Raw genomic sequence first — 17,049 nt, forward strand, 5'->3', positions numbered from 1 at the left:
TGGGCTTTATCAATAGACAGTGCCTGCCTATCATCTCACTCGACATTCGAGACGGCAGCGTCGCGAATGATGAACCGCAGGCACAGCCTGCACGGAGAAAAATCATGGATTATCGATATCTGGGTCGTAGCGCCCTCAAGGTTTCGCCCTTGTGTCTGGGTGCAATGATGTTCGGCGCAGAGACCGACGAGGCGGCCTCGAAACGCATCATCGACAAGGCGTTCGATCAGGGCGTTAATTTCATCGACACGGCCGACGTCTATCACGCAGGCCGTTCGGAAGAGATCGTGGGTCGCGCCATTGCGGATCGTCGCGACAGCTGGGTCGTCGCGACGAAATTCGGTTTTCCGACGTCGCAGGGTCCGAATGAACAGGGTCAGTCGCGCAAGTGGATCGTTCAGTCGGTCGAAGCGAGCCTGAAGCGTCTGGGCACCGACTACATCGATATCCTCTACTTCCATCGCGCGTTGGTCGATGCTCCGCTGGAAGAAGGCGTGCGCGCCATCGGCGATCTGATCCGTCAGGGCAAGATCCGCTATTTCGGCGTATCGAACTTCCGCGGGTGGCGCATCGCCGAAATCGTGCGTCTTGCCGATCAACTCGGTATCGATCGGCCGGTCGCCAGCGAACCGCTGTACAACATGGTTGACCGTACCGCGGAGGTCGAGCAGTTGCCCGCCGCAGCACACTATGGCATCGGCGTCGTTCCGTATAGCCCGCTCGCGCGGGGCGTGCTCAGCGGCAAGTATGCGGTGGATGCGCCGCCGCCGGCCGATTCGCGTGCGGGCCGCGGCGACAAGCGGATCCAGCAGACTGAATGGCGGCTGGAATCGCTGGCCATCGCGCAAAAGGTTGCTGCCCACGCTGCGGCACGCGGTACGACTTCGATCGCCTTCGCATTGGCCTGGGTACTCAAGAACCAGTTCGTCAGCGCCACGATTGCGGGGCCGCGTACGGAAGCGCATTGGGACAGCTACGTCGACGCGCTGAAACTGCAACTCGGACCCGACGATGAAAAATTCGTCGACAGTCTGGTTCCGCCGGGTCACGCGTCAACGCCAGGCTATACGGATCCCGGATATCCGATCGAAGGTCGTCGAACCATCTGAAACCAGGCGCGTGGTGATCGAAGTACTCGATGTCGACACCCTGGAAGTGGAACAGCTGGTACCACAGCCTTCTTCCAGAAAGCGATAACTCCACACTTCCCGCCTCATCAACCGAAAGTAAGCCGTTTCCTCCGGCCGGCCAAAGTTGACGAGCACGTCATTCTTCGTCCACTTGCCGGGCTCCGCGCGGTAGAACTCGCTCGGCTGCAGCACTTCGTGCCAGACGGCCTTGCGATCGAGCAGCGCGCCCGGCACGCAGCCAGCCCGAACAATGCGTGTGATGGATGTGCGGGGGCATATTCGACTGTCCCTTCGCTTCGTCCCGGCCAAAGGTTCGCGTCCGGTCGTCATAGGTGAAGAGTTCCGCATAGCGCCCCCAGTCGATCGCCGCGCGCGGCGACCATCTCCCCGCTCAGGTCGAGCGCCTCGCGATCGGGGTGTTCGGCGTGCGCGAAGGCAGCTTGAAGCACGCTCAGATAGAGCTTCAGGCGGTCGTTGGCAGACAGCGCCGCCTTGATCCAGCCCGGCAGCAACAGGCTGCGTTGGCCCATCGATTCAATAGCTTGAGTCTTTCGCATCGCGGCGCATGGTTGTCCGGTAGATGGCCTCAGTCTCGGTAGACCGTATGACACCGTTCTGACAAATACCGCGCGATTCGACGCGTTAGTTGATGCGTATCAAGTGCGCGTGAATTCGCTGAGGTTTGATGTAACAAGGGCGACGCAAAGCGCGAGCGCGGCAACGCTTGCTTATGATCCACGTCAACTCTCGTGCCGTGGCCGTACGGATACTTAGGACACCCCCACCCATCGCCGGAGAATCCCATGGCTCAATCGATGAAAGCCGCAGTCGTCCATGCGTTTGGCCAACCGCTTCGCATAGAGGAAGTGCCCGTGCCCACGCCGGGCCGCGGTGAAATTCTGGTCAAGATCGTGGCATCGGGCGTATGTCATACCGACCTGCATGCCGCCGACGGAGACTGGCCAGTCAAGCCGACACTGCCGTTCATTCCAGGGCACGAAGGGGTTGGTTTTGTCGCGGCTGTCGGCGACGGCGTCAAGGCCGTCAAGGAAGGCGACCGTGTCGGTGTGCCATGGCTCTATACCGCCTGCGGCCACTGCGAGCACTGCCTGAGCGGCTGGGAGACGCTCTGCCATGAACAGCAGAACACCGGCTACTCGGTCAACGGCGGCTATGCGGAATACGTGCTGGCCGATCCGAACTATGTCGGGCATCTGCCCGCGCAAGTCGGCTTCGAAGAAATCGCCCCCATTCTGTGCGCCGGCGTCACGGTCTACAAGGGCATCCGCATGACCGACACGCGGCCTGGCCAATGGCTCGCGATTTCCGGCATCGGGGGCCTCGGCCACGTGGCGGTTCAATATGCGATCGCGATGGGACTTCGCGTGGTGGCTGTCGACATCGCGGCGGACAAGCTCGCGCTTGCGCGTGAACTCGGCGCGACACTCACAATCGACGCAACCACCGAGGATCCCGCCGCCGTGATTCAAAAGGAAATTGGCGGAGCACATGGCGTGCTCGTCACCGCGGTATCCCGCAGCGCCTTCGCCCAGGCGCTTGGCATGGTCCGCCGCGGCGGCACCGTTGCGCTCAATGGTCTGCCGCCGGGCGACTTTCCGCTGCCGATTTTTTCAACCGTACTCAATGGCATCACCGTGCGCGGATCGATCGTCGGGACACGCCGGGATCTTCAGGAATCGCTTGAATTCGCCGCTGAAGGACGAGTACGCGCGCGCATTCATACCGATCGCCTCGATAACATCAACGCCGTGTTCGCCGACCTGAAGAACGGAAAAATCGACGGCCGTGTGGTGTTGACACTCGATTGATGGATGATCTGCTACCCGGGACCCGGATAAGAGACTAAATGTCGAATGTCCCGGCTCTCTTCAGTTCGAGCCACGCCATCCCTTCCCGCAACCCTTCGAGTACCGCCTCGCGTTCCGTTGGGAAGAGCTTGCTGTGCTTGAACTGGTGCGTGAAGGTGCCTTCCGGCGTGCAATGGCTGACGTGAATCCGGCAATCGTAGCCGCCGGTAGTCTTATTGACCTCTGTGGAAACGGACCAGTCCGCTTCGCAAACGTTACCTGAGATTGTCATGATTGCACGCTTCCGTCCTATTGCCACGTAGATCACGTAGTCATTTCGCTAACTTCGGTTGCGGATGACTCGGCGGGGCATTGCCTGCCTGTTTCCGTCAGCGTCACGCATCGTCGTTCGCTGTCGGGTTGAGCAGCATCACGAAGCACGCGACGCCGGCGACGATTGCCGCCGCACCATAGCGGGTCACACTGTCTGCGCCGGAAAGCACGCCATGGATGGCGGTCGCTATACCGCCCAGCGCGAAGAATACGGCGATTGCCGCAAGGACGATCCGATGTTCTGCGCGCACCATGGCATGCTCCCGACACGGTTGTGTGATTCAGATGACGCGCAAGCATTCCAGATCCACGGGGCGGACCGTCACGCATGCGATTAACCGTAGCGTGTACGCTCGCTCCTGTCCGCGATTTGACTTACGTCACGTTTGCGCCGTTTCAACGCCTGCAGCTGGTTCAGATCTGGATCGCGACCCCGCCGATGGCTGTCGCGGCTGTGCTGACACGGCGCCCGGTCAGCCCCCGCGTCGAACGTTCAGGCGCGTGCGCAAGGCCTCGATCTCGTCGAGCAGATCCAGCGCGAGCGCGATCCCGGGCGCGTTGATCTCCAGGTCCCGCGCAAGGTGCTGGGCCGTCCTCGCACGACGCAGCGCCTCGCCGCTAAAGCGCCACTCGTGCGGCTCAGCGCCTTTCGGTTCAAATGCGCCTTCCGATACCCAAAGGTTCAGCTCGTCTTCCGAGGCACCGCTGATCCGACACAATTCAACGAGTGTGAACTCAACGCTCTCGTCGACGATCTGGCCTTCCATAAAGACACGGGATTCTTTCATCGTGAGTTACTCATAAAAATGCGCGCGAGCGTCGAAATTAACCGCCTGGCGCAGCGCGTCGTAAGCTGCTTTGGCACGCTCGCTATCGGCCGGCGGCAGTATGATGTTCAGGATGACGTACAGGTCGCCCGGCGGATTTCCGGGAATACCCTTTCCCTTGAGGCGCAAGCGCCTGCCGCCTGCGGAACCTTTGGGCACCGTGAGCTCGACGGAGCCATCGGGTGTCGGGACGTTGACGTGGGCGCCGAGCGCGGCCTCCCACGGCGCCACCGGCAGGGTGAGCAAGACATCGCGCCCGTCGACGCGAAAGCGCGGATGCTCACGAAAGGCAATTTCCAGATACAGGTCGCCTGGCTGTCCACCCGCCGCGCCGACGCTCCCCTGCCCGGCCAGGCGCAGGTGCTGCCCGGCACGCACGCCCTTAGGGATCGCGACGTTCAGAATGCGTGACTGCAACGTCACATGGCCTTTAGCATCGACAACGGGCATTTGCAGTTCAATCGAGCGTTGCGCTCCACGATAGGCATCCTCCAGATCGATCGCCACCTTCGCGTGATGATCCTGGGCCATCGCATGCGATTGCCTGTGTCGCGCGTGCTCGCCACGCACGCCGCCGAACATGGCTTCGAAAAGATCGTCCAAGTCGGCTTGCGAGCCCGATTCGCGGCCTGCCCCGCTGAATTCGAAACCTTCATCCCAGTTCGGCGGCGGCTGAAACTCTTCGCCATCGCGCCAGCCGCTGCCCATACGGTCATAGGCCGCGCGTTTTTCCGGATCCTTGAGTACCTCATAGGCGTGGCCCAGTTCCTTGAAACGGGTTTCCGCGTCGTCGTGCTTGCTGACGTCCGGGTGATACTTGCGAGCAAGCTTGCGATAGGCGCGCTTGATATCCTCCTGGGTCGCACTGCGCTCCAGCCCCAGAATTTCGTAGTAGTCCCTGTATTTCATTTGAAAGTAAGACCAATAGAGGGGAGACGACGCGCGAGCAAGCCACGCGGCTTTACCAGCATGAATCTACGAATCTACTTTACATGACTGTACGACCTGGGAAAACCGTAGCGCCTGCGCCGGAGTCAACCCGATCGGGTGGGGATCCAAAAGAAAATACCCTGCTGCGCCTACCCTTTTGTAGGGCATCTCCCCATCAGATTCGTCAAAGACGCGTGGCATAATTCGCCGCAAGCTCGAGCCCGTCCGTCACTCCACCACTGCCATGCTTCGCCTTATCCACCGCAAGATCGGCAGCATTCTAGGATTGCTTGCAATCCTGATGGCAACGCTCGCGCCAACGGTTTCGCATACCCTCGCGGCCGATGAACGTTCTGAAGCGTTCCCGGGCGCTTTGTGCTCCGCGCAAAGTCCGGGGTCCGACGAGTTGCCATCCCCTGAAAAGGCGACCCATTGGCAGGCGTGCGCGTATTGTGGGCTGCTTGCTCACATGCCCGTGCTACCGAGCGGGACCGTGGCGTTTGCGCCGACCGATTGGGCCATTCAGCCCACGGCAGTGCCCCAGTTTCAGTCGATCCGCCGCGTTTTCCCCTTCACCGCCGCGCAGCCGCGAGCGCCCCCATTTTCATCCTGACTGAGTCAGCAAGGCGGCGATGCACGTGTCATTGCATCGCCGCGCCGTCGCGCGTCTTTTGACAGGCCCGCGACGATACAAACGCGACCATTCACAAAGGATGAACCATGCGCCTCACTCGAGTACGCGCCGGCATGCCGGCGCTCGCGGCTTTAGTCGTTCCTGCAGCCGCAGCAGCCACGCTTCTTTTCCCCTCATATGCAACTGCGCATGCTATTGCAGGCAACCGCGTTTTCCCGGCGACGATGGCGGTCGACGACCCCGGCGTGGGAGACGAAATCAATCTGGAATTCGGCCACGTCAAATCCGAAACGGACGACGGCGACACCCAGAACACCAATACGACGACGCTCGAATGGGACAAGCTGATCACGCCCAGCTTCGCGCTGTCCGTGACGGGGACCTATGTGAACGTGAACGCACCGAACGGCGGCTCGGCGCGCGGTTTCGACAACTTCGCGGTCGGTGCCAAATATCGCTTCTACGTCAACGAAGCACATGAGTTCATGGCGTCCGCCGGTGTTGTTGCCGAGCTGGGCGGCACAGGGTCGAGGGCGATCGGCGACCCTCACTCGGCGCTCACGCCGACGCTTTATGCCGGCAAGGGCTTCGGCGATCTGCCGGACGGTCTGAAATATCTGCGGCCGTTTGCGATCACCGGCACCATCGGCCCACGCCTGACGATGAACAGTTCCGATCCCGATTCGCTTAGCTGGGGCGTGACGCTGCAATACAGCCTGCCGTATCTGCAGAATTTCGTGCAGGACATGGGGCTCAAGGCGCCGTTCAGCAACCTGATTCCGGTCGTCGAATTCCCGATGAGTACCTGTACCGGCGGCCCCTGTTCAGGGCATACGACCGGGAGCATCAATCCAGGCGTGATATGGCTCAATCGTTGGGGGCAGTTGGGCGCCGAGGCGGTGATACCGGTCAATCGTGCAAGCGGCAAGGGGGTGGGTGTCCTGTTGCAGGCCCATCTTTACCTGGATGACGTGCTGCCCAACTCCGTAGGCAAACCGCTGTTCGGCAAAGGAGATTAGCCATGGCTGTATTCGATGAGCTTCGCCGACGCTGCGCCATAGCGGTCATCGCGACCGGCATCCTGCTTCCGGCCGCCGCATTCGCGCATGTATTCCCGCAAAAGCAGTCGCCGTCGGCGGGTGCCGAAGTATCCGCGCCGGAGAACGTGACGGTCGTATTCGACGGTCCGCTCGAGCCTGTATTCAGCGCCCTTACCGTCAGCAATTCGACGGGTAAGCAGGTCAATACCGAGAAAGCGCAAGTGGATCCGAACGACAAGAAGTCGATCCATGTCGCGCTGCCCCCGTTGCCACCTGACAAGTACACCGTGCACTGGGTGGCCGTTGCTTCCGACGGGCACCGCACGCAAGGCGATTATTCGTTCAGGGTGAAGTAAGGGGCCGCGCGGCGATATGCGGTTCGGTCATCGCGGCAGTGCTTGCCGTAGGCGCCGCGACGATTCGCGGCGACCGCTCCGGATGACTGTCGCGCTGTTCAGCGAGGCTACCGGGCGAACGGTGGTGGACCACACTCAGCCAGATGATACAATTCAGAAAGCCATGCCGCGCCATTTCTCGCCTCCCTCCTCACGCGTATGTCCGATAAAAATCCCAGGTCAACGAATAACGAACGGATTCATGTTTTGTTCCACATTTCGAATTTCGGAGACGGTGGAATTGAATCCTCGCTAATTCAGTGGCTAAGGATTCTTGATCGAAGCCGGTTTCAACTGTCATTGTCCGTAATTTATCCGTCATCGGCACTTGAAAGCCGGTTTCGAGCGTTGATTCCGCCCGACGTAGGGGTTGAAATTCTGGCCGATATTCGGTGGCTCAATTACTTCCAGGCGAGGCGACAAGCCAATCGTCTCGGCAAGCTGGGGCGGATCGCGCGTGACGTTCACAATACGTTGGTGGTCCGCCCGCACGTGGCGAAACGCATTGCAAGAATTGTGCAGGGCGTTGACGTTATCGTTGATTTCGACATGTCGTTGCGGCGCTTGTCGGGTCGTTTCGGCGTCGCCTGGTTGGGCGTCAATCACTTCAGCTTTGACGCGCGCCTTGCTAACAGACCCCGCAAGGTCCGACGCCTGCTGGCGCAATATCAGCGTTATCACGGCGTCGCAGTGTTGAATCAACATATGGCCGATGAGGCAGCACAAATCTTCGAAGGAAAATTGAAACGGGTAGTTATGCTGCCAAATGCCATCGATACTGAATCGATTCGGGAGATGGCTTCGGAAAACAACGACGCCGGTCCGATTACGCCCAGTGGTGAACCCTACATCGTGTCCGTCGCCCGTCTTGATGAGATTCAAAAGGATCACCGAACGCTTTTGCGTGCGTACGCTGACCTGGTACAACGGCGAGCCATCGCAGAGCACTTGGTGATTGTTGGAAACGGCGCGTATCGCGAGGAACTGGAGGACTTGGCAGCCAAGCTTGGCCTGCAAGGACGCGTGCATTTTGTGGGCCATCGGGACAATCCGCATCCTATAGTGGCGCGTGCTTCCTTGCTCGTCCTGAGTTCGAAATACGAGGGACTGCCTATGGTGTTGCTGGAGGCCTTGGCGATCGGCAAGGCGATCGTGGCAACCGATTGCCCCACGGGGCCGCGCGAGATTCTGGATGGCGGGAAGGCTGGAGCTCTCGTGCCGGTGGGAGACGTTTCCGCGATGGCAGAAGCGATCGGCCGCCTGCTAAGTGAGAACAGGCTCCGGGAAGCTTCGGCCGCCGAAGCGCATGCGCGGGCAGCGTATTACGGCGTTGAGGCAAGCAATAATCGACTACTTACATTTATCCACTCGGTGATGGCGGATTAGGCGAAATGTTCCCGCTTCTGCATTGGTTCTGATATTCATATAGCCGGCCTGGCTCCGTTCCGGTGGAACGGGGGCGTAGAGATGGCGCGGCGTCACGCGGCGTCGGCAGTCTACGTCGTGAATGGCACCGGGATAGCACCCACCCGGCGTCACGGCGGTAGACTGGGAACATGGCTTCGGAAAGGAGAACGTCATGCGTCTCGTCGACTGGAACATTCAGTGGGGGCGCGGTGTGGATGGCCGCGTCGACCTCGTTCGCATCGTGCGCGAGGCACGGGCGTTATGCGACTTCGATATCCTGTGTCTCCAGGAAGTCACACGCGGCTTTCATAAAGGACCGGCGCAAGGCGGATTGGCAGGCGGACCATCAGCCGATCAGTTCGCCAAGCTTGCCACCTTGCTGCCGGGCACGACCGTGATCGATGCGATCGGCTCCGATCTTCCGGGTGTAGGGGCCGCGCGACAGCGGCGTCAATTCGGCAACGCCATCGTGAGCCGGTTGCCTGTCAAACAGGTGCTGCGTCATTCGCTCCCCTGGCTGGCCGCCCCCGCCAAGCCATCAATGCTGCGGGTCGCGCTCGAAGCGGTCATCGAAACCGATGTGGGTCCGTTGCGTGTCGTCAGCACGCATCTTGAGTTCTACTCCGAAGCTCAACGGCTGGCGCAGGTGACGAGGCTGCGCGAATTGCACGAGGAAGCATGCGACCACGCCCGTCGTCCGGCGAAAGCGGAAAAACCGGACAGTCCGTTTGCCGACACTGCCCGTCCGATGAGCGCCATCGTATGCGGTGATTTCAACAGCGCGTTCGGCGATTCTGCTTATTGCAGGATGCTCGAGCCGCTTGCTGGCGCGCCCGCCTTCGCCGACGCGTGGACCTGTGCGCACCCGGATGCCCCGCGTGCCGCGACGGTCGGTCTGTACGATCACGAGCAATGGCCCGATGGACCGTTTGCATGCGATTTTATTTTTGTCACCGAGGATCTGAAGCCGCGCATTGCGAGTTGCGATGTGGACCAGAATAGCCGCTCGTCCGATCATCAGCCGCTGTGGCTCGAATTGCACTGATCCGCGAACTCATATCGAGTTCAGAATAAACAGGCTGAGAATCAACCCCCGCTCCACAATTGCTACGCGATGTGTGCAGCGAAGCCGGACTGCTCAGGAGAAATATCGCTGCGCAATGTGAGCGCCGGAATGTCGTACTCTCCGGCATTCTGCGCGCGAAAAGGTATCGGCGCGGTCTGCCAAAGCTCGTCAAGGCGCTGGCCGAGCGAGTCGCAAATCCCTGAAAATTTTGCTTCGTCAATTCGGCCTGTTCGATAGATCACGTACGGCGGCAAGACGTCGAAACCAGGGTAATACAGAATCCCATGCTGGATGGGGAACAAAATATCGTCCATTGGGCCATTGATACCTCGCGAGCCGTAATGCGACTCCCATCCGCCCGCCGTGACGATCAGCATCGCCCGTTTTCCTGCCAATGTGCCTTCTCCGTAGCGGTCGCCCCAGCGCGCATCGGAGTGTTCCCCTACGCCATACGCGAAACCATATGCATAGACGCGTTCCACCCAGCCTTTGAGGATCGCCGGCATCGAGAACCACCACAGCGGAAACTGCAGGATGAGCGCATCTGCCCACATCAGCTTCTCCTGTTCGAGTGCGATGTCCAGGCTCTGCAGACCATTTTCGAACGCGTGCTTCGAGTCGAGGGCTGGATCAAAGCGCCGATCGGATCGACGGACCTGCGTGTCGATGCTGTCGTGCGCATCGAGCGATGCTTTCCACTTCATTGCATAAAGGTCTGAAACCTGGACCACGTGTCCCGCATCCTCAAGGCGTTTGACCGAAAAGTCCTTGAGCGAGCCATTCAATGACCTGGGTTCGGGATGAGCATAGACGAGAAGAACATTCATGACTGGGCCTCCACTGCTAGAAGACGGCAGGATAGGTTTTCATCAGGTATATTGGAAATGAATTTCCGATATCTCAGGTATTAAGATGAATAATCTTAGAAGGCTAGACCTCAACCTGCTGGTCACACTTGATGTTTTGCTCTCCGAACATAATGTGACTCGCGCGGCACAACGGCTGCACTTCTCTCAACCATCGGTAAGCGTTCATCTCGCCAGGCTGAGGGACGTCTTTGGAGACCCGCTGTTGCTACCCGGGCCACGAGGAATGCGGCCCACCGCGAGAGCCGAGGCATTACGCGAACCTTTGCGGCAGGCACTCGATGCACTCGAGCGCGCGGTGTCGCCCGCGAGTCCTTTTGATCCGGCCGAGGCCGGTCATACGTGGCGCGTTGCCGCTGCCGACTACGGCGAATTGACGGTCCTGCTGCCGGCTTTGGCAGGCTTGCGCTCGGCAGCGCCGGGCAGCCGGCTGGCGGTTCTGGAACTTTTTCCGTCGCGCGTCGCGAGGCAAGCGGAACAGGGGGAGATCGATCTTGCCCTCCATACCAGCGAGGGGGCGCCGTCCGGGATGCGTCGGCGGGTGCTCTTCACGGAGCGGTATGTTCTAGCCGGCCGCGCAGGTCACCCGCGTTTGAAGCGCCGGCCCACGCTTGCGCAATTCTGCGATCTCGATCACGTGATCGTCTCGCCGGACGGCGGGGGATTTCGCGGCATCACGGATGAAGTGCTCGCGCAGGCAGGGCTCGCGCGCCGGGTTGTGCTCTCCGTTCCGCACTTCCTGTTCCTGATGTCGGTCCTCGCGAGCACGGACCTCGTGGCGATGTTGCCTTCGCGCCTGGTCCGCAACACCGGCGTGCTGCGGGTGGTCGAGCCACCCGTCGAGGTACCCGGCTACGAGATGGCCATGCTCTGGCATGAGCGCTCCCATCGCGACCCCGCGCATCAGTGGCTGCGTGAGTACATTGCGAATTCGGTGTGACGGTTGCCGCGTTCGCCAGCCACCACCGCCATGAACCGTGCGGCAACTCGCCGTCCCGCGTGGCGGCGGCCAGCCCGGCGGCGAGCCCGCGCGAAACCGCCACCAGATTGCCACCCATTCACCGCTAAAATTCGCTTCCCGCGCCGCACAAGGCAAAATACGGGTTTGTGCGCCCCAACAGCGCCGCAGAATCTGCAGAATCAGACGTCGGCGGGCCTTGGGCCGTCGACCTTCGCGAGACGCATGACGACGGCCCAAGGCCCGTCGCACGCGACGCGGCAACAGGATGGCTCGTCCTTTAACAGAGCCCATCAGGAGCATTTATGACCGATTCGAACCCGTCTTTCCTCGGCAGGATTTCCCTTGCCGTCAGCACCTTTTTCCGCATCCTCGGCGATGGCGAGTTCGCCGCCGGGGTCCTGCGCCTGCGCAACGGCGGCGGCGTTGCCGCTGGTGCAGCGCCTGCACCCGCATCTGCATCTGCGCCTGCGCCCGTTCCCGCGCCACAGCCCGCCGCGCCCACGCTGAAGGAAGCGAGCCCGGACGCCGCGCTCCAGTTGCTCGGCCTGCTGCAACGCGACGCGCGCTTCATCGATTTCGTCGAAGAAGACATCAAGGGCTATAGCGACGCCGACATCGGCGCCGCCGCCCGCCTCGTGCACGACGGCTGCCGCGCGACACTGCGCGAGCATTTCACGATCCGTCCGGTACGCGACGAAGCCGAAGGCAGCCGCGTGACGCTCGCCGAGGGCTTCGACGCCACCGCGATCCGGTTGACCGGCAATGTCGTCGGCAAGGCGCCGTTCAATGGCAGCGTCAGCCACCGTGGCTGGCGCGTCGACGAAGTCCGTCTGCCGAAGCTGACCGACAGCCATAACGCCCGCGTAATCGCACCAGCCGAGGTGGAGCTATGAGCGACGCACGCTACTCGATCGGTATCGACCTGGGCACCACGCACTGCGCGCTGTCCTACGTCGACTGCACTGCCAGCGACGGCGAGAAAACCGCTCAAAGCGTTTTGCCGATCACGCAACTTATCGGACCGGGCGCGATCGACAACCTCGATCTGCTGCCCTCGTTTCTCTACCTGCCGCACCCGGACGAACTGGCCTCGGGCGACCTCTATCTGCCGTGGACCGGCCAGCGCGAATTCGCGGTCGGCGAATTCGCGCGCAGCCGCGGCGCGGCCACGCCGATCCGGCTCGTGTCGAGCGCGAAAAGCTGGCTGTGCCATCCAGGCGTCGACCGGCGCGCGGCGATTCTGCCCAACGACGCGCCGCCCGAAGTCGCGCGCGTTTCGCCGCTCGAAAGCTCGGTGCGTTACCTGACGCATCTGCGCGAAGCCTGGGACCACGCCCACCCGGACGCGCCGTTCAGCCAGCAGGACATCACCGTGACGATCCCGGCGTCGTTCGACCCGGCCGCGCGCGAGCTCACCGCCGAAGCCGCCGAGGCCGCCGGCTACGGCCGCATGACGCTGCTGGAAGAACCGCAGGCCGCTCTGTATAGCTGGATTCAGAAAAGCGGCGGCCAGTGGCGCAAGCAGGTCAAGCCTGGCGACATCATCCTCGTGGTCGACGTCGGCGGCGGCACTACCGACCTCTCGCTGATCGCCGTGATCGAGCGCGAAGGCAACCTCGAACTGCATCGCGTCGCGGTCGGCGAACACATTCTGCTCGGCGGCGACAACATGGATCTCGCGCTCGCCCACGTGGTCGCACGCAGGCTCGCAGCGCTTGGCACCCAGGCCGACGCGTGGCAACTGCGCGCCCTCACCTACGCATGCCGCGCGGCGAAGGAAACGCTGCTCAGCGACCCGTCGACCGACACCGTGCCGCTCGTCGTGCCGAGCCGCGGCTCGAAGCTGATCGGCGGTTCGATCCGCACGGAGCTGACGCGGACCGAGTTGACCCAGACGATCCTCGAAGGCTTCTTCCCGCAAGTGGACAGCGCGGCCCGTCCGGTGAGCCGCGCGCGCGCGGGCCTGACGCAACTCGGCCTGCCCTACGCACAGGACGCCGGCATCACGCGGCATCTCGCGGCTTTTCTCGGCCGTCAGGTGGGCGCGCTTGCCGAACTCGAAGGCTTGCGCGAAATGGACGCCAACGCAACGGCGCAAGGCGCAAGCTTCCTGCATCCGACCGCGGTGCTGTTCAACGGCGGCGTGTTCAAGTCGCCGTTGCTGGTGGAGCGCATCCTCGGCACGCTCAATGGCTGGCTTGCGGCGGAAGGTGCGACCCTGGCGCGGCTGCTCGAAGGCGCCGATCTCGATCTCGCCGTCGCACGCGGCGCCGCTTACTACGGCTATGTGCGACGTGGCAAAGGCGTGCGCATTCGTGGCGGCACGGCGCGCGCGTACTACATCGCAATCGAATCGGCGATGCCCGCCGTGCCCGGCCTCGAACCGCCGATACAGGCACTGTGCGTCGCGCCGTTCGGCATGGAGGAAGGCACCGCGGCCGAGTTGCCGGCGCAGGAGTTCGGCCTCGTGGTCGGCGAGCCGGTGCACTTCCGCTTCTTCGGATCGTCGGTGCGTCGCCAGGATCAGGTCGGCACGCTGCTCGACTTCTGGGGGCCCGAGGAATTGCAGGAACTGGAGGAAATAGAGGCATCGCTGCCAGCCGCCGGCCGCACCGCCGGCGAAGTCGTGCCGGTGAAACTGCATGCGCGCGTCACCGAAGCCGGCACGCTCGAGCTCGAAGCCATGCCGCGCGGCACCGATGAGCGCTGGAAAGTCGAGTTCGACGTGCGCGGCAGCGCCAGTGCATGAGTGGGCGGTTTCAAACGTGAAGCGATACAGCGTCGGGATTGATCTCGGCACGAGCAACACGGTGCTCGCCTATGCCGAGGCGGGCACCTCGGACATTCGCGTCTTCGAGATCGATCAGCTGGTGAGTCCCGGCGAGGTCGCCGCGCGGCCGTTGCTGCCGTCGGTGCGGTATCACGCGGCGGCCGGCGAACTGAGCGCGGGCGACTTGCAATTGCCCTGGCATGAGGCAACGCGTGCCGCCGACGATTCACAAACCCAGCCGGTCGTGATCGGCCGGCTCGCGCGCACGCTCGGCGGCCAGGTGCCGGGACGGCTGGTGACGAGCGCGAAGAGCTGGTTGTCGCACGCGTCGGTCGACCGGGTCGCGCCGATTCTGCCTTGGGGCGCCGCCGACGAGGTCCGCAAGGTCTCGCCGGTCGAAGCCAGCGCGAGCTACCTGGCGCATGCGCGCGCGGCCTGGAACCAGCGCTTTCCTGACGCGCGTCTCGAAGATCAGGACGTCGTGCTCACTGTGCCCGCTTCTTTCGACGAAGGCGCGCGAGCGTTGACGGTGGAAGCGGCGCGTCTCGCCGGCCTGCCCGCGTTGCGGCTGCTGGAAGAGCCGCAGGCGGCGTTCTACGACTGGCTGTTTCATCATCGCGAGCGCCTGTCGACTGAACTGGCGGACACACGCCTCGTGCTGATTTGCGACGTAGGCGGCGGTACGACCGACCTCACGCTGATCGAAGTGCGAAACGTGCGAAACGTGCGGAACGTGCAAACGCGCGACGGCGAGCCTGAACTGACGCGCATCGGCGTGGGCAATCATCTGATGCTCGGCGGCGACAATATGGACCTCGCGCTCGCGCATCTGGTCGAGGCGCGTTTGCCTCACGCCGGCAGCGAGCGCACGCGTCTGTCGGCGGCCAGCCTGTCGCAACTGGTCGAGCGGTGCCGCGGCGCGAAAGAGCAACTGCTCGGCCGGGAAGCGCCCGACTCGGTGTCCATCACGCTGCTCGGCGCCGGCTCGAAGCTGATCGGCGGTGCGCGCACGGCGCAGGTGACGCGCGCAGAGGTCGAGCAGATCATCGTCGACGGCTTCTTTCCGGCGGTGAAGTCGAGCGAGCGGCCGGGACGTCCACGCGGCGCGATCGTCGAGTTCGGCCTGCCCTATGCGACCGACGCCGCGATCACGCGGCATATCGCGGCGTTCCTGAGCCGCTTCGCCGCGCAGTCGCGCAAAGCGCTGGGTTCGCCTGCTACGGCCGAAGGTAACGCTACAGACAGCGGGCCTTTGCCGATGCCCGACACGCTGTTGCTGAACGGCGGCGTGTTCCGCGCCGAAGCGTTGACGCAACGGCTCGCCAGCACCTTGAACGACTGGCGCGGCGAGCCGCTCAACGTACTGCATAACGACAACCCCGACGTGGCCGTCGCCCGTGGCGCGGTTGCCTATGCGCTCGCCCGCGCGGGCCAGGCGCCGAAAATCGGCGGCGGCTCGCCACGCAGCTACTTTCTCGTGCTCGATGAAACCGGCGATGGCGATGGCAATGGCAACGGCGAGCAAAACGGCGAGCCTTCGCCGCGCGGCATCTGCCTGCTGCCGCGCGGCACGGAAGAAGGCCACGAGATCCTGATCGAGGACCGCACTTTCGCGCTGCGCCTCGGACATCCGGTGCGCTTCCATCTGGTTTCTTCGATCGCGGACACGGTGTATCGGCCCGGCGAACTCGCCGATCTCGCAAGCGGCGACTTCGTCCGTCTGCCGCCGATCGCGACGATCGTGCAACCGCGTGGCACCGGCACCGCGCGCGAATCGCCGGTGCGGATCGCCACGTCGCTGACCGAAGTCGGCACGCTCGAGGTGCACTGCATCGAGATCGACAACCCCGCGCAGCGCTGGCTGCTCGAATTCCAGTTACGCCGTGAAGACGCGCAAGTGACGTTGCCGGCCGATTCTGCACAGACCCCGCATGCGGCGCTGGGCGTTGCGATCGAACAGATCGACCGCACCTTCGGCGCCCGCTCGCAAGACGTCGGCCCGAAGGAAGTCAAACGGCTGCGCGCACAACTCGAACAACTGCTGGGACCGCGCGAGCGCTGGAACAGCGCCCTGCTGCGCGAACTGTTCGGCGCGCTGTGGGAACGCGCGCGCCGCCGGCGGCGTTCGGCGGATCACGAACGCCTGTGGCTGAATCTCGCCGGCTACTGTGTGCGGCCGGGCTTCGGCTACCCGCTCGACGAATGGCGTGTCGAGCAACTCTGGTCGCTCTTCGACGACGGCATTCAGTACGTCAACGACAGCCAGGTCTGGTCGGAATGGTGGACGCTATGGCGCCGCGCGGCGGGCGGCCTCGACGAGGGCGCGCAGCTTCGCGTGCTCGATGCGATGGCGTATCTGCAGAAGGCCGCTCAATCGCGTCACAAGCTGCCGTTCGACGTGTCGAAAACGGGCTTCACCGACATGGTCCGCCTGAGTGCGTCGCTCGAACGCATCCCGGTGGAGCGCAAGATCGAACTTGGCGAATCCGTGTTGACGCGGCTGAAGAAACCCGCCGAAAACCATCAGAGCTGGTGGGCGGTCGGCCGAATCGGTGCACGGCGGCCGTTCTACGGCAGCGCGCATGGCGTCGTGCCGCCCGACATCGCGGCACTTTGGCTGAACACGATTCTTGCGCTCGACTGGAAGAAGATCGATCCCGCGGCGTTCGCCGCCGTGCAGATCGCCCGCATGACCGGCGACCGCTCGCGCGACCTGCCCGAGCCATTGCGCAACACGGTGGTGCGCAGGCTCGAAGCGCTCAACGCGCCGCGTGCGTGGATCACCATGGTCAGCGAGACGGTCGAGCTCGATAACGCCGATGAAGGCCGCGTGTTCGGCGAGTCGCTGCCCGCAGGATTGAAGCTGATCGCGAGTTGAGGGG

Annotated in this window: 17 protein-coding genes and 1 pseudogene; 11 read left to right on the top strand and 7 right to left on the bottom strand. The window is 62.9% G+C overall.

Translation table 11 applies throughout. The features are described from left to right. Positions 1-104: 104 nt before the first annotated feature. Positions 105-1,109: an aldo/keto reductase gene (locus SB772_RS10170; RefSeq protein WP_410833128.1), complete on the top strand. Its 1,005-nt coding sequence runs from the start codon at positions 105-107 to the stop codon at positions 1,107-1,109. A 16-nt stretch (positions 1,110-1,125) separates the two neighbouring features. Here the strand turns inward: SB772_RS10170 and SB772_RS10175 are convergent. Together SB772_RS10175 and SB772_RS10180 are read right to left on the bottom strand one after the other, a co-directional pair. Continuing rightward, positions 1,126-1,325 (bottom strand): annotated as a pseudogene (locus tag SB772_RS10175) (hypothetical protein); the annotation flags it as partial. 131 nt (positions 1,326-1,456) lie between these two features. Continuing rightward, on the bottom strand, positions 1,457-1,687 hold the full coding sequence (locus SB772_RS10180) for a hypothetical protein (RefSeq protein ID WP_410833129.1): 231 nt from the start codon (positions 1,685-1,687) through the stop codon (positions 1,457-1,459). Between the two features lie 246 nt (positions 1,688-1,933). Between SB772_RS10180 and adhP the strand changes: the two genes are divergently transcribed. After that, positions 1,934-2,959, top strand: a complete 1,026-nt coding sequence (gene adhP, locus SB772_RS10185; protein WP_410833130.1) for an alcohol dehydrogenase AdhP — start codon at positions 1,934-1,936, stop codon at positions 2,957-2,959. A 34-nt stretch (positions 2,960-2,993) separates the two neighbouring features. On the opposite strand, the gene SB772_RS10190 is transcribed toward adhP, so the two are convergent. The 4 genes from SB772_RS10190 to SB772_RS10205 all read right to left on the bottom strand — a co-directional run bounded on the left by SB772_RS10190 (position 2,994) and on the right by SB772_RS10205 (position 5,007). Beyond that, the gene (locus tag SB772_RS10190; RefSeq protein ID WP_410833131.1) at positions 2,994-3,230 is read right to left on the bottom strand and encodes a UDP-glucose 4-epimerase; all 237 of its coding nucleotides are present in this window, start codon (positions 3,228-3,230) and stop codon (positions 2,994-2,996) included. A gap of 103 nt (positions 3,231-3,333) precedes the next feature. Continuing rightward, positions 3,334-3,525, bottom strand: a complete 192-nt coding sequence (locus SB772_RS10195) for a DUF2964 family protein (protein WP_410833132.1) — start codon at positions 3,523-3,525, stop codon at positions 3,334-3,336. Between the two features lie 219 nt (positions 3,526-3,744). Beyond that, positions 3,745-4,038: a chaperone modulator CbpM gene (locus SB772_RS10200; protein WP_410833133.1), complete on the bottom strand. Its 294-nt coding sequence runs from the start codon at positions 4,036-4,038 to the stop codon at positions 3,745-3,747. A gap of 27 nt (positions 4,039-4,065) precedes the next feature. Next, entirely contained in the window at positions 4,066-5,007 is a 942-nt protein-coding gene (locus tag SB772_RS10205; RefSeq protein WP_410833134.1) for a DnaJ C-terminal domain-containing protein, read from the bottom strand. Between the two features lie 265 nt (positions 5,008-5,272). Between SB772_RS10205 and SB772_RS10210 the strand changes: the two genes are divergently transcribed. The 5 genes from SB772_RS10210 to SB772_RS10230 all read left to right on the top strand — a co-directional run bounded on the left by SB772_RS10210 (position 5,273) and on the right by SB772_RS10230 (position 9,549). After that, positions 5,273-5,641, top strand: coding sequence for a DUF2946 domain-containing protein (locus tag SB772_RS10210; protein ID WP_410833135.1), 369 nt, complete (start codon positions 5,273-5,275; stop codon positions 5,639-5,641). 107 nt (positions 5,642-5,748) lie between these two features. Then, on the top strand, positions 5,749-6,681 hold the full coding sequence (locus tag SB772_RS10215) for a hypothetical protein (protein WP_410833136.1): 933 nt from the start codon (positions 5,749-5,751) through the stop codon (positions 6,679-6,681). A gap of 2 nt (positions 6,682-6,683) precedes the next feature. Next, positions 6,684-7,058, top strand: coding sequence for a copper resistance protein CopC (locus SB772_RS10220; RefSeq protein WP_410833137.1), 375 nt, complete (start codon positions 6,684-6,686; stop codon positions 7,056-7,058). 246 nt (positions 7,059-7,304) lie between these two features. Continuing rightward, complete coding sequence (locus SB772_RS10225; protein WP_410833138.1) at positions 7,305-8,483, top strand: glycosyltransferase; 1,179 nt, start codon at positions 7,305-7,307, stop codon at positions 8,481-8,483. A gap of 193 nt (positions 8,484-8,676) precedes the next feature. Beyond that, complete coding sequence (locus SB772_RS10230) at positions 8,677-9,549, top strand: endonuclease/exonuclease/phosphatase family protein (RefSeq protein WP_410833139.1); 873 nt, start codon at positions 8,677-8,679, stop codon at positions 9,547-9,549. A gap of 62 nt (positions 9,550-9,611) precedes the next feature. On the opposite strand, the gene SB772_RS10235 is transcribed toward SB772_RS10230, so the two are convergent. Beyond that, the gene (locus SB772_RS10235) at positions 9,612-10,397 is read right to left on the bottom strand and encodes an NAD(P)H-dependent oxidoreductase (RefSeq protein WP_410833140.1); all 786 of its coding nucleotides are present in this window, start codon (positions 10,395-10,397) and stop codon (positions 9,612-9,614) included. Between the two features lie 85 nt (positions 10,398-10,482). On the opposite strand from SB772_RS10235, the gene SB772_RS10240 reads away from it, so the two are divergent. The 4 genes from SB772_RS10240 (at position 10,483) to SB772_RS10255 (ending at position 17,045) form a co-directional block, all read left to right on the top strand. Further along, positions 10,483-11,376 carry a LysR family transcriptional regulator gene (locus tag SB772_RS10240; RefSeq protein ID WP_410833141.1) on the top strand — a complete coding sequence of 298 codons (894 nt, stop codon included), beginning with the start codon at positions 10,483-10,485 and terminating at the stop codon, positions 11,374-11,376. A gap of 323 nt (positions 11,377-11,699) precedes the next feature. After that, positions 11,700-12,290, top strand: coding sequence for a DUF2760 domain-containing protein (locus SB772_RS10245; protein WP_410833142.1), 591 nt, complete (start codon positions 11,700-11,702; stop codon positions 12,288-12,290). Further along, positions 12,287-14,146, top strand: coding sequence for an Hsp70 family protein (locus SB772_RS10250; protein WP_410833143.1), 1,860 nt, complete (start codon positions 12,287-12,289; stop codon positions 14,144-14,146). Before SB772_RS10245 ends, SB772_RS10250 begins: the two co-directional genes overlap by 4 nt. Next, positions 14,097-17,045 carry an Hsp70 family protein gene (locus SB772_RS10255; protein ID WP_410833144.1) on the top strand — a complete coding sequence of 983 codons (2,949 nt, stop codon included), beginning with the start codon at positions 14,097-14,099 and terminating at the stop codon, positions 17,043-17,045. Before SB772_RS10250 ends, SB772_RS10255 begins: the two co-directional genes overlap by 50 nt. The last annotated feature ends 4 nt before the right edge of the window (positions 17,046-17,049 follow it).

Origin of the sequence: Paraburkholderia sp. SIMBA_030 (assembly GCF_046535245.1) — a bacterium.
In the GTDB taxonomy this organism is placed as follows: Bacteria; Pseudomonadota; Gammaproteobacteria; order Burkholderiales; family Burkholderiaceae; genus Paraburkholderia.

Excerpts from the sequence above, each read along its gene's own strand:
- SB772_RS10170 (WP_410833128.1), top strand. The coding sequence starts at position 105 with ATGGATTATCGATATCTGGGTCGTAGCGCCCTCAAGGTTTCGCCCTTG.
- SB772_RS10180 (WP_410833129.1), bottom strand. The coding sequence starts at position 1,687 with ATGCGAAAGACTCAAGCTATTGAATCGATGGGCCAACGCAGCCTGTTG.
- adhP (WP_410833130.1), top strand. The coding sequence starts at position 1,934 with ATGGCTCAATCGATGAAAGCCGCAGTCGTCCATGCGTTTGGCCAACCG.
- SB772_RS10190 (WP_410833131.1), bottom strand. The coding sequence starts at position 3,230 with ATGACAATCTCAGGTAACGTTTGCGAAGCGGACTGGTCCGTTTCCACA.
- SB772_RS10195 (WP_410833132.1), bottom strand. The coding sequence starts at position 3,525 with ATGGTGCGCGCAGAACATCGGATCGTCCTTGCGGCAATCGCCGTATTC.
- SB772_RS10200 (WP_410833133.1), bottom strand. The coding sequence starts at position 4,038 with ATGGAAGGCCAGATCGTCGACGAGAGCGTTGAGTTCACACTCGTTGAA.
- SB772_RS10205 (WP_410833134.1), bottom strand. The coding sequence starts at position 5,007 with ATGAAATACAGGGACTACTACGAAATTCTGGGGCTGGAGCGCAGTGCG.
- SB772_RS10210 (WP_410833135.1), top strand. The coding sequence starts at position 5,273 with ATGCTTCGCCTTATCCACCGCAAGATCGGCAGCATTCTAGGATTGCTT.
- SB772_RS10215 (WP_410833136.1), top strand. The coding sequence starts at position 5,749 with ATGCGCCTCACTCGAGTACGCGCCGGCATGCCGGCGCTCGCGGCTTTA.
- SB772_RS10220 (WP_410833137.1), top strand. The coding sequence starts at position 6,684 with ATGGCTGTATTCGATGAGCTTCGCCGACGCTGCGCCATAGCGGTCATC.
- SB772_RS10230 (WP_410833139.1), top strand. The coding sequence starts at position 8,677 with ATGCGTCTCGTCGACTGGAACATTCAGTGGGGGCGCGGTGTGGATGGC.
- SB772_RS10235 (WP_410833140.1), bottom strand. The coding sequence starts at position 10,397 with ATGAATGTTCTTCTCGTCTATGCTCATCCCGAACCCAGGTCATTGAAT.
- SB772_RS10240 (WP_410833141.1), top strand. The coding sequence starts at position 10,483 with ATGAATAATCTTAGAAGGCTAGACCTCAACCTGCTGGTCACACTTGAT.
- SB772_RS10245 (WP_410833142.1), top strand. The coding sequence starts at position 11,700 with ATGACCGATTCGAACCCGTCTTTCCTCGGCAGGATTTCCCTTGCCGTC.
- SB772_RS10250 (WP_410833143.1), top strand. The coding sequence starts at position 12,287 with ATGAGCGACGCACGCTACTCGATCGGTATCGACCTGGGCACCACGCAC.
- SB772_RS10255 (WP_410833144.1), top strand. The coding sequence starts at position 14,097 with ATGAGCGCTGGAAAGTCGAGTTCGACGTGCGCGGCAGCGCCAGTGCAT.